Genomic DNA, 12,005 nt, shown 5'->3' with positions numbered 1-12,005 from the left:
AGGAGTGTAACTATTGTTAACAGGAAAACAGAGAAGTTATTTAAAGAGTATTGCAAATGGTATTGATCCTATTTTTCAAATAGGTAAAAATGGAATTAATGATAATTTTATTAAGCAAGTAGATGATGCCCTTGAAGCTAGGGAAATTATTAAGGTAAATGTTTTGAATAATAGTTTCTTAAATGCAAAAGATGCAGCTAATGAAGTAGCTGAATTGACAAATTCTGAATTTGTTCAAAGTATAGGAAACAAATTTGTTTTATATAGGGAGTCAAAAGATAAAAAGAAGATAGAACTACCTTAAGATTGGCAAAGCCAATCTTTTTTTTGGAGGGATTTAGATGGAAAGAAAAATAGGCATAATGGGTGGTACTTTTGATCCTATTCATTTAGGACATTTAATATTGGCTGAAGAGACTAGAATTCAATTGAATTTAGATAAAGTGGTGTTTATACCTACTGGAGAACCACCTCACAAAAAAAACAAAAGTGTTTTAGAGCCAATTCATAGATATGAAATGACATTGCTTGCTACAACTGACAATCCAAATTTTCAAGTATCGGCTTTGGAAATCAAAAAAGAAGGAGTGTCATACACAATAGATACAATGAAATATTTAAAAAGTTTATATAGTGATTCTATTTTTTATTTTATTACAGGAGCAGATTCTCTAGTTAATATTACTAGTTGGAGAAATGCTGATGAACTTTTAACACTATGCAAATTTGTGACTACTAAGAGAAGAGGTATTCCAAATAGTGAGTTAGATAATGCTGTAAGAAGGATAAATGAAAAATATGGTGAGACAGTTTATCTATTATCTATACCCTATATAGAAATATCTTCTACTGATATAAGAAATAGAGTAAAAAATGGAGAATCAATAAGGTATTATGTACCCGATAGTGTAGAGACATACATAAGAAAAAATAATTTTTATAGATAGTTTAAGGAGAGTTCAGTATGATAGAAAATTGGATGTTAAAAAAACTTAATGAAGATATTAGTGAAAAGAGATACATACATTCTATAGGGGTTATGGAAACTTGTGTTAAATTAGCAAAGACCTATGGTGTAGATGAGGGAAAAGCAGAATTAGCAGGTCTATTACATGATTGTGCTAAATACAAGGAAAAAAGAAATTTATTGAAAATGACTATCGATTTTGGTATAATTTTAGATAATGTGATGAAATACAATACTAAGCTTATTCATGGACCTTTAGGTGCAGAAGTTGCAAGAAGAACTTATCTTGTAAATGATGAGGAAATATTAAATGCAATTAAAATTCACACCACAGGTAAAGAGAATATGAATTTGCTAGAAAAAATAGTATTTATTGCAGATTATATTGAGCCAAATAGAGAATTTGAAGGGGTAAAAGAAATAAGACAGTTGGCCTTTAAGGACCTTAACGAGAGTATTATTAAGGCAATGGACAACACAATTAAATATGTAATTGATGGTGGGAGTTTGTTACATTTAGACACAGTAAAAGCTAGGAACTATTTGAAATTAGAAAAGAATTTGGAGTGAGGTCACGTGAAGAAAAAATTTTTTAAAACTTTTTTTATCTCTTTTTTAGTATTTGCTTGCATTTATGGCGGTGTAGTACACTTTTTTGTAAAAACAGAGGCTGAAAGTGACACAGATACAGAAGAAACCTTTTTTGACAAAATAGCTGAGGAAAAAAATGATGATTTGACTTTTCTACTATTAGGAATTGATACTAAAGATCTTTCTAAAAATACTAAAGAGAGATCTGATACGATGATGTTGTGTAAAATTGACAGATCAACTGGTGGTATTTCAATTTTATCTATTCCTAGGGATACAAGAGCGTATATAAGAGGTAGAAAAAATGAAGAGAAAATAAACCATGCACATGCTTATGGTGGGCCAGAATTATCAATTAAAGCTGTTAAAGATTTGTTAGGAATTGATTTAGATTATTATGTAAGGGTAGACTACAAAATTGTTAAAGAGTACGTGAATTTAATTGGTGGGGTAGAAGTGGACGTGCCTATGGATATGAATTATGAGGATTTAGTGGCAGATCCACCACTTCGTATACATTTAAAAGAAGGAAGACAAGTATTAGATGGTGACAAGGCGATGCAATTTTTAAGATTTAGGAAGGGATATAAAGAGCAAGATATAGGTAGAATAAAGGCACAGCAACAATTTATTAAAGCTACCATGAAGCAAACTTTAAAGCCAGGAAACATTGTAAAGATACCTAAAATAATCAGTACTTACTATAAATACGTCGATACAAATATTCCGCTAGATCAAATAATGATTTATGCAACTAAGGCAAAGGACTTTAGTAGTGAGAATATGGAAATGGCTACAATACCTGGAGAACCAAAAAATATCAAAGGCATATCATATTATATACCTTATAAAGAAGAGACAGAAGAAATAGTTAAGAATATGTTTTTAGAACATAGAACTGTTGATAATGAGAAAATTGATAGTCAAAATAATGATGGTGAATCAAAAAACTAATACTGTAGGGGGTATTTAGGGTGACAGATTTGGATAAGAGACTTTCTATTATAGTGAAAGCTTGTGATGATAAAAGAGCTTTTAATATAAAAGTATTAAATATAAGTAAACTTTCAAGTATCGGAGATTATTTTGTAATTGCTAGTGGAAACTCTGCTGTACAGGTATCAGCTATTGCAGATGCAGTAGAGGAAAAAATGGCTAAGGCTGGTTTTATACTAATCCAAAAAGAAGGACATAATTCTTCTACATGGGTTTTATTAGATTACGGTGATATTATTGTTCATATATTCAAAAAAGAAGACAGGGACTTTTATAATTTGGAGAGGCTCTGGTCTGATAGTGATGAATTAGATGTTAATCTTCTCATTTCGCAAGAATGAGAAGTTTTTTACAAAAAAAATCCTAAAAAGAGGAGGAGAATTATGGATAATACACAAATTAAAACAAATAAAGCACCTGCTGCAATTGGTCCTTATTCACAAGGAGTAAAGGGTGGCAACATTATTTTTACATCAGGACAATTGCCAATAGTGCCTGAAACAGGGGAATTGATATCTGATGATATCAAAAGGGCAACAAAACAAAGTATGGAAAATGTAAAAGCTATACTTACTGAAGCAGGTGCAACACTAGAAGATGTAGTAAAGGTTACAATATTTATAAAAGATATGGGAGAATTCGCACTAGTAAATGAAGTATATGGTGAATACTTTAATGAGCATAAACCAGCTAGATCTTGCATAGAAGTTTCTAAATTGCCAAAGGATGGAAAAATTGAAATTGAAGCAATTGCAATAATATAATATAAAAAGAAAAATGGCCCTATTTTATAGGGTCATTTATTCGTTTGTATAGGGTTTTTCTTCTCTTTCTTCTTTTTGATTTTCTTACTATCTCAGAGATTTTAAATAAAATAATTATTAGAACGATTATTATTACCCACCATTTACTTAGAAGCTTTGACTTTACTTCTACTTTAGTTATTTCCATAGTAGATATAATATCTGCTTGTCCTAGAAGTTTACCATCTAAAGTATATTCAATATTACCTAAAACCTGTCCTTTTTCAATGGGAGCCTCTATGTTTTCTTGTATATTAATTTTCTTTTCTATCTTATTCAAGTTATTTTTAGGAACAATTGTATATAAACTATCACCTATAATCCCCGTAGTTAGAGGGATGGAACCATTTTGAATGTCAATATTATCAATAAACTCATTTTTAAAACTTAGTTGTGTTTTTTCAAATTCATTAAAGCCATAATTTAATAGTTTATGAGTATCTACATATATATCTGAGCCATGTGATTTTAAAACAACACATATAAGTTTTCTATTGCCTTTAGTAGCAGATGAGACCAAACATTGATCTGCTACTTGAGTGTAACCGTTTTTTATTCCATCTGCCCATTCATATTTAATAGGTATAATTTTACCATCAACTTGAATTTTCTTTTTACTGAATAGAAGTTTATTATGATTGCATATATACCTAGATTCACTTTTTTTATTAGTAGGAGGAATAGTGTAGCTATACTGTTTGACTATATTTCTAAAAGTTTCGTTGTTCATAGCATATTTAGCTATCATAGCTAAATCATAAGCAGTAGTAACATGATTTTCATCTGGGAGTCCACTTGGGTTCGTAAAATGAGTGTCTAAAGCTCCCATTTCTGTTGCCTTTTTGTTCATTAAAGTAGCAAATTCATCAATGCTTCCCGAAATATTTTTAGCTATTGCTGCAGCTGCATCATTTGCTGATTCTATGAGAAGAGCATAGACTAAATTTTTAAGTGACATTTGTTCATCATAATCTAGAGCAATATGTGTGCCGTCTGTTGCGTTGATAATATCTTTGTCAATAGTAACAATATCGTCTAAATTTCCCAATTCAATAGCCAATATTCCAGTCATGATTTTTGTAGTGCTGGCAGGATATAGTTTCATATGTGAATTTTTCTCATATAATATTTGTCCGGTATCTCCATCTATTAATATAGCACCTTCTCCTACAATGTCTAAGCTGTCTGCATATGAAAAACTATATGTACATGCAGTGATCAAAATTACAAGTATAAGCAAAAACTTTTTCAACATATCCACCTACCTTAATTTTATATTAATATAAGTATATCAGAAATTTATACTTTTTTTAATATATTAAATTAAATAATATATAAAAAGAGGAAAAAGTGAAAATTAGTAGAATTTAACTACTATAAAATCTTTATGAGAGGTGGTTTAATTGATAATCTTTACAAAAAGGCAACAAATAGTTATACTATTACTAGTCGTAATAGTTATTTTAATTACATCTATTAGTATTTATAAAAAAAATGTAAGATTTGATGATGAAATAAATAAGCTAAGTTCAATAGATGAAAATGAATTATTAAATAATAGTAATAATGATAGTAAAGAACTTGAAGAAGATAATGTTGAAGAAAATAATGGTATTATAATGGTGCACATTAGTGGACAAGTTTATAAACCTGGTCTTATAGAGCTTGAAAATGGTTCTAGAGTAATTGATGCTGTAAATAAAGCTGGCGGATTAAAAAGTGAAGCTGATATTGATAGAATTAATCTAGCTAAAAAGGTAGTTGATGAAGAGAAGATTTATATTCCTAAAATTGGGGAAGAAATAACTGGTATCGATGCTAATACTACCACAAGTTCAAGTGAATGTAGTACAAGTAAAGATACTGATAAGATAAACATTAACACCTGTTCAAAAGAAGAACTTATGAGTTTGTCTGGAATTGGGGAAGTTCTTGCAACGAGAATAATAGAGTATAGGGAAACAAATACTTTTAAATCAATTGATGATATAATGAATGTATCAGGTATTGGGAATAAAAAGTTTGAAAACATAAAAGACTATATAACTGTAAATTGAGAAAGAAGGGATATGATGAGTGAAAAAAGATTGACACAACTTACAAAGAGTTCAGGGTGAGCAGCAAAATTAGGTCCAGATACCTTGGCGCAAGTTTTGCGTCATTTACCTAAAGTGCATGATGATAATTTGATAATTGGATTGGATACATCAGATGATGCTGCTGTGTATAAGATAAATGATGAATTAGCTCTTATAGAGACATTAGATTTTTTTACTCCAGTGGTAGATGATCCATATACTTTTGGACAGATAGCTGCTGCTAATTCATTGAGTGATGTTTATGCTATGGGAGGAAATCCTGTTTTGGCTATGAATATAGTATGTTTTCCTAATTGTCTATCTCCAAAAGTTTTAGTTGAAATACTCAAGGGAGGTCATGACAAAGTACAGGAATCAGGGGCAATACTAGTTGGAGGGCATACAGTTGAAGATGATGAGCCTAAATATGGACTTTCTGTTACAGGCTTTGTTCATCCAGACAAGGTGTTATCAAATTCCAATGCTAAACCAAAGGATGTATTAGTATTAACTAAACCTATTGGTATAGGTATTGCTAATACTGCCATAAAAGGTGGATTAGCTGATGAAAAATGTTATAATGAAGCAGTAAAGGTAATGAGTACACTAAATAAATATGCTGGTGAAGCTGTAGAAAAGGTTAAAGTAAATAGTTGTACTGATATAACAGGTTTTGGCCTTTTGGGACATAGTTTAGAAATGGCTATGGGTAGCAATGTAACAATAAGGATCAAAAGCGAAATGGTTCCAATAATCGAAGGAGCTCTTGAATATGCTCAGATGGGACTAGTACCTGCAGGAGCATATAAAAATGAAGCGCATATTGGAGAAAATGTAAAATTCACTAAGGATGTACCTATGGAAATTAGGGATGCACTATTCGATCCTCAAACATCAGGAGGCCTTCTATTGTCAGTTCCAGAAGATCAATTAGACAAATTACTTGAAGAATTAAAAAAGACACCTACTTCTTTTGGTGTAATAGGTGAAGTTATAGAGAAGAGAGATGTATATTTGGAAGTAGAATAATGATGAGGAAGGATGCATATGGAGGAGAAGAAAAATTTATTTACTTTAATACCCAAAGTAGATGATTTACTACAAAGCCCACTGATAGAGAAATTAAGTAATGAGGTTCCAAGGGTTGTTGTAGTTGATTCTATAAGAGAGGAAGTTGAGTTATTAAGAAAGCGTATTAGGGAAAAAAAGTTTTCTGAAGCCGAGCTTAAAGAAAGAATTGATTTGTTACCACAGTTTATTGAGGACAGAATACTTAGAAAAAACAGATATAAACTTAGAAGGGTAGTGAATGGTACTGGAGTAGTTATTCATACTAATCTAGGTAGATCTCTGATTAATGAAGAAATAATGAAAAACATAATAGATGTAGCCACAAATTATTCAAACTTAGAATACGACCTTAATTTAGGTGAGAGAGGTTCAAGATATAGTCACTTGGAAGAAATCATCAAAGATATAACAGGTGGAGAATCTGCTATGGTTGTTAATAATAATGCAGCAGCTGTATTATTAGCTCTTAGTACTATGGCAAAGGATAGGGAAGTAGTTGTCTCTAGGGGAGAATTAATTGAAATCGGGGGTTCTTTTAGGGTACCTGATGTTATGGCTCAAAGTGGAGCAGAATTAGTAGATGTAGGAACTACAAATAAGACTCATGTTTGGGATTATGAAAATGCTATAAATGAAAATACAGGTGCTCTTTTAAAAGTTCATACCAGTAATTATCGAATACTAGGTTTTACTTCTTCAGTTTCAATTGAAGAGCTAAAGGTACTAAAAGATAAGTATGACATACCTCTTATTGAAGATTTAGGCAGTGGAGTATTAATAGACTTATCAAAATATGGTTTAGAATATGAACCAACAGTACAAGACTCAATAAGAAAAGGTGTAGATATAGTAACATTTAGTGGAGATAAATTACTAGGTGGACCTCAAGCAGGGATTATAGTTGGTAAAAAAGAATATATTGATAAGATGAAGAAAAATCCTCTTACTAGAGCTTTTAGAGTAGATAAGTTTACTATATCTGCATTAGAGAGTACATTGAGGTACTACTTAGATGAAGAAAAAGCTGTTAAGAGTATTTCTACTCTCAATATGTTGACAATTACTTTAGATCAACTAGAATCTAAGGCCAATTCTTTAAAGGAAGTTTTATGTAGAGATGTAGATAGTGACCATTTAGAAGTAGAGGTTGTTGATGATACTTCTGAAGTAGGAGGTGGCTCTCTTCCATTAGAGAAATTACCAACAAAATGTGTGACACTATCTCCTAAAATGGTTAGTTCATCTCAATTCGAGAAGAATTTGAGAGACTACGAGATACCTATAATAACTAGGGTATATAGGGATAAAATATATATTGATTTAAGAACTGTAAAAGATTCTGAATTTGAAATAATATTAAATGGAGTATTATACGCTTTAGAAATATAAGGAGAGTGCTTTTATGAAGCATATTATCATAGGAACAGCGGGACATATTGATCATGGTAAAACTACTTTAATAAGAGCTTTAACTGGAAGAAATACTGATAGATTAAAAGAAGAACAAAATAGAGGTATATCTATAGAATTGGGATTTACTTATTTTGATTTACCAAGTGGAAGAAGAGCAGGAATTATTGATGTTCCAGGACATGAAAAATTTATTAAAAACATGTTAGCTGGAGTTATTGGTATAGATATAGTAATATTGGTTGTTGCAGCAGATGAAGGGGTTATGCCACAGACAAAAGAACATTTAGCAATATTAGATTTACTTGGGATAAAAAGTGGGTTTATAGTTTTGACAAAAGCTGATTTAGTTGATGAAGAGTGGATGGAATTGGTTATAGATGATGTAGAAAATACTGTTAAAGGAACATTTTTAGAGGGAACCCCTATAATTCCCGTTTCTTCAACGAAAGGCACTGGAATTGAAAAGGCTATAGAAACTATAGACAAACTGACAGAATTAGTTGAAGAAAGAAGTGAAGAAGGAAGACCTAGATTACCTATTGATAGAGTATTTACAATCTCTGGTTTTGGTACTATAGTTACTGGAACTTTGATTTCAGGTAAATTTAAAGTTGGAGATGAAGTGCAAGTTTTCCCTGGGAATAAAACTGCAAGGCTTAGGTCTCTCCAAGTACATGATGAGGATACAGATATTGCATATGCTGGTCAAAGAGTTGCTGCTAATCTAGCAGGATTAAAAAAGTCAGAAGTTAACAGAGGAGATGTAATAGCTCCTATCAATTCCATGAAAGAAACTATGATGTTAGATGTAAAACTTAAAATTTTACCAGATACCCCTAAAATAATAGAAAATAGAAGTAGGCTTAGATTGTATATTGGTACAAAAGAAGTTTTATGTAGAATAGTATTATTAGACAAAGAATGTTTGACACCAGGAGATACTGGTTATGCTCAATTGAGGCTGGAAGAACCAACTGTTGCCAAAAGGGGTGACAGATTTATACTAAGATTTTATTCACCAATGTTTACTATTGGTGGAGGAGAGATATTAGAACCAAATCCAGAAAAAAAGAAGAGATTTGAAAAGAGTTCATTGGAAGAATTAAAGATAAAGGAAATAGGACAATCAAAAGATATACTAGAAAAAATTATTTTAGATAAAAGTGAAGAAGTTCCTTCCTTAAAGGATATTTCTATTTATACAGTTATGCCTGAAGAAGAAGTTATAAAAGAAATAAAAATATTAGAAGGAGAGAATAAGATTAGATCTATTCATCAATCAAAGGATATCTATATTGTCCACAACAGTTATCTAGATGAATTAAATTATAAAATAGTAGAGGAATTAGAAAATTTTCACAAAAGGAGACCTTTAAAAGCTGGAATTTCCAAAGAAGAGATAAGGAGTAAATATTTTAAGAATGTAAAAGCAAAAATAGCAGATAGTTTGTTTAATCTGCTTCTTGAAAAAGGCAGTATAGCAAATAAGAATGAAATTATCTATTTAAAAGATTTTCAAATAATCTATACTGAAGAACAATTAAAAATTGCTGAACTTATTAAATCTAAATTTAAAGAAAGAGGTTTCTTACCACCCAAATATGAAGAACTTCTTGAAAATATAAATAAAAGTGAAAAAGATGTTTCTGAAGTATTTGAATCCTTAGTCGATAGAAGGGAAATATTAAAAATTAAGGATGATACTTATATGTTAAAAGAAACATATGACAATGCTTTTAAATTATTAGTGGAATTTTTGAATAAAAATGATTCAATTACAGTTTCTCAGTATAGAGATTTACTGGATACAAATAGAAAAATCTCAATTATTTTACTTGAATACTTTGATCAAAACAAAATTACTAAAAGAATTGATGATAAGAGAGTTTTTTTCTAATATAAAAAAGGATAATACAGAAAAGTGTCGAATTAATTATTATAGAGTATAGGATAATGAATATGAGGTGATATTATGAGCACCAAAATATTAATTGTAGACGATGAGAAAGTCTTTGTAAAAGGTTTAAGGTACAGCTTAGAGCAAGATCAATATGTTATTGATACAGCTTATGATGGGTATGAAGCCTTAGAAAAGTCTAAAAAAAAGCAATTTGATTTAATTATTTTAGACTTAATGTTACCAGGAATTGATGGCTTAGAAGTTTGTCAAAAGATAAGACAAGATTCTCAAGTGCCTATTATAATGTTAACAGCAAAAGGAGAAGATATAAATAAGATATTAGGTCTTGAATATGGAGCTGACGATTACTTAACTAAACCTTTTAATATTTTGGAATTGAAAGCAAGAATTAAAGCTATACTTAGAAGGGCAAATATGAGAAGTACTAAAATTACTGATCAAGTAATTCAAATCGATGATTTTACTATAAATCCTTTGGGTAGAAAGCTGACAGTTAGAGGCAATGAAGTCAATTTGACTGCGAAAGAGTTTGATTTATTATTGTTATTGGCTTCTAATCCAGGAAAAGTGTTTACTAGAGAGGAATTATTAGAAACTATATGGGGATATGAATATTTTGGCGATCTAAGAACAGTAGATGTTCATATAAGAAGGCTGAGGGAAAAAATCGAAAGAGATTCCAGTCAAGCTGAATATATTCTTACTAAATGGGGAGTTGGTTACTATTTTAGGAGTAGGCCTCAATAAAAATAAAAGATTAATTAGTGTAAGGTGGAAATTAGTTTCCACCTATTTGTTATTAATATTAATAACTCTAATTATCATTAATATTTTTATTTCTAATACGATGCTAAAGATGTATATAGATCAAAGAGAAAAGGATATTTTTATTAAAGCAAATATTATTTCTAATAGAATGAGATATCAATTAGATTCTAATACAATGAATGAAGCTTTAACAAGAGTAGCAATAAAGGAATATAGTAAAGAGATTAATTCAAGAATTATTATAGTTGATGATAAGCATGTAGTTCGAGGCGATTCAAAGAATATTTTTATTGGTGATGTTTTTAATCATGATGAAATAAACAGTGCGTTAAAAGGTAAAAACAGTAGCAATATTTACAGATTTGAAAATATTGGTCATATTATGTATATAGCTGTGCCAATTGTATTTGATGGAAAGATTATAGGGGCTACACTTATTTCTACATCCATAAACGATATCTATAGAGAAGTAAAGCAGCTATCTAGGAAAATAGATTTAATTTCAGGAATCAGTATGTTAGTCACAGGTTTAATAGCTTTTTTATTTGCTGGGGTTATTTTTAAGCCTTTAGAAGATTTAAAGGGTGCAATAAAAATGGCAACTAGGGGACAGCTAGAGGAAAGGGTTAATATAAAAACAAATGATGAATTTAAAGAAGTAGGGGACGCATTTAATATGATGATATTGCGCTTAGAACAGGTAGATACTCAGAGAAAAGATTTTGTTGCAAATGTTTCTCATGAACTTAAGACTCCATTAACTTCTATAAAGATTCTAGCCGAATCTTTAATTAACCAAGAAAATTTTGATGTTGATATTTATAAGGAATTTTTAAAGGATATTGATTCTGAAGTAGATAGGTTAAATAATATCATTACTGATTTACTTTCTCTTGTAGATTTGGATAAAGAAAAAATCACATTAGAATATAAACCTACGTATATAAATTTTTTACTTGAAAAGATTTATTTAAGGCTAAAACCTATGGCAGAAAAGAAGAATGTCAATCTTAAATTGGTATTAAATGAAAAAATACAAATTAGTATTGATGGAGAAAAAATACAACAAGCTATTATAAATATAATAGAAAATGCAATAAAATACACCCCATCTGGTGGAGTAGTGGAACTTAGATTGTATAATAAAAGTAAAGAGTCCATTATAGAAATTAAAGATAATGGAATTGGGATACCAGAGGAAAATATACCTAATATATTTGAACGATTTTATAGAGTAGATAAAGCTAGATCTAGAGATACTGGTGGTACAGGATTAGGGCTTTCAATTTCATGGCAAATAGTAACTCTACATCAGGGAACTATTGAAGTAGAAAGCGTAGTGGGTTTAGGTAGCACATTTTACATAAAACTACCTAATAATTCTTAAATGTTATGGA

13 protein-coding genes are annotated in these 12,005 nt (G+C 30.2%); 12 read left to right on the top strand and 1 reads right to left on the bottom strand.

Going from position 1 to position 12,005, the window contains the following annotated elements; translation table 11 throughout:
- The first annotated feature begins 13 nt into the window (after positions 1 to 13).
- From yhbY to BQ9840_RS03355, 6 genes are read left to right on the top strand one after another with little or no spacing between them, the layout of a single operon-like run.
- A complete protein-coding gene (gene yhbY, locus BQ9840_RS03380) occupies positions 14 to 304 on the top strand; it encodes a ribosome assembly RNA-binding protein YhbY (protein ID WP_077368053.1) in 291 nt (96 codons plus the stop codon).
- Positions 305 to 341: 37 nt separating this feature from the next.
- The gene (nadD, locus tag BQ9840_RS03375) at positions 342 to 947 is read left to right on the top strand and encodes a nicotinate-nucleotide adenylyltransferase (RefSeq protein WP_077368050.1); all 606 of its coding nucleotides are present in this window, start codon (positions 342 to 344) and stop codon (positions 945 to 947) included.
- A gap of 17 nt (positions 948 to 964) precedes the next feature.
- Positions 965 to 1,537 carry a bis(5'-nucleosyl)-tetraphosphatase (symmetrical) YqeK gene (gene yqeK, locus BQ9840_RS03370; protein ID WP_077368048.1) on the top strand — a complete coding sequence of 191 codons (573 nt, stop codon included), beginning with the start codon at positions 965 to 967 and terminating at the stop codon, positions 1,535 to 1,537.
- A 6-nt stretch (positions 1,538 to 1,543) separates the two neighbouring features.
- On the top strand, positions 1,544 to 2,512 hold the full coding sequence (locus tag BQ9840_RS03365) for an LCP family protein (protein ID WP_077368045.1): 969 nt from the start codon (positions 1,544 to 1,546) through the stop codon (positions 2,510 to 2,512).
- A gap of 20 nt (positions 2,513 to 2,532) precedes the next feature.
- Entirely contained in the window at positions 2,533 to 2,895 is a 363-nt protein-coding gene (gene rsfS / locus BQ9840_RS03360; protein ID WP_077368042.1) for a ribosome silencing factor, read from the top strand.
- Positions 2,896 to 2,937: 42 nt separating this feature from the next.
- Positions 2,938 to 3,318 carry a RidA family protein gene (locus BQ9840_RS03355; RefSeq protein ID WP_077368039.1) on the top strand — a complete coding sequence of 127 codons (381 nt, stop codon included), beginning with the start codon at positions 2,938 to 2,940 and terminating at the stop codon, positions 3,316 to 3,318.
- A gap of 19 nt (positions 3,319 to 3,337) precedes the next feature.
- Here the strand turns inward: BQ9840_RS03355 and BQ9840_RS03350 are convergent, their stop codons facing one another.
- Positions 3,338 to 4,609, bottom strand: coding sequence for a D-alanyl-D-alanine carboxypeptidase family protein (locus BQ9840_RS03350; RefSeq protein WP_077368037.1), 1,272 nt, complete (start codon positions 4,607 to 4,609; stop codon positions 3,338 to 3,340).
- A 151-nt stretch (positions 4,610 to 4,760) separates the two neighbouring features.
- Between BQ9840_RS03350 and BQ9840_RS12355 the strand changes: the two genes are divergently transcribed.
- From BQ9840_RS12355 to BQ9840_RS03325, 6 genes are all read left to right on the top strand, one after another.
- The gene (locus BQ9840_RS12355) at positions 4,761 to 5,414 is read left to right on the top strand and encodes a helix-hairpin-helix domain-containing protein (protein ID WP_083717923.1); all 654 of its coding nucleotides are present in this window, start codon (positions 4,761 to 4,763) and stop codon (positions 5,412 to 5,414) included.
- Positions 5,415 to 5,429: 15 nt separating this feature from the next.
- Positions 5,430 to 6,464: a selenide, water dikinase SelD gene (gene selD / locus BQ9840_RS03345; RefSeq protein ID WP_255371021.1), complete on the top strand. Its 1,035-nt coding sequence runs from the start codon at positions 5,430 to 5,432 to the stop codon at positions 6,462 to 6,464.
- Between the two features lie 18 nt (positions 6,465 to 6,482).
- On the top strand, positions 6,483 to 7,895 hold the full coding sequence (selA, locus tag BQ9840_RS03340; RefSeq protein ID WP_077368035.1) for an L-seryl-tRNA(Sec) selenium transferase: 1,413 nt from the start codon (positions 6,483 to 6,485) through the stop codon (positions 7,893 to 7,895).
- 13 nt (positions 7,896 to 7,908) lie between these two features.
- A complete protein-coding gene (selB, locus tag BQ9840_RS03335) occupies positions 7,909 to 9,816 on the top strand; it encodes a selenocysteine-specific translation elongation factor (protein WP_077368033.1) in 1,908 nt (635 codons plus the stop codon).
- A gap of 72 nt (positions 9,817 to 9,888) precedes the next feature.
- Entirely contained in the window at positions 9,889 to 10,587 is a 699-nt protein-coding gene (locus BQ9840_RS03330) for a response regulator (RefSeq protein ID WP_369800215.1), read from the top strand.
- Between the two features lie 100 nt (positions 10,588 to 10,687).
- Positions 10,688 to 11,995, top strand: a complete 1,308-nt coding sequence (locus tag BQ9840_RS03325) for a sensor histidine kinase (RefSeq protein WP_200804857.1) — start codon at positions 10,688 to 10,690, stop codon at positions 11,993 to 11,995.
- The last annotated feature ends 10 nt before the right edge of the window (positions 11,996 to 12,005 follow it).

Source organism: Anaerosalibacter sp. Marseille-P3206 (assembly GCF_900155565.1).
GTDB lineage: Bacteria > Bacillota > Clostridia > Tissierellales > Sporanaerobacteraceae > FUHM01.
Note: the sequence above shows the minus strand (reverse complement) of the source record. Positions and strands in the feature narration are given on the sequence as shown.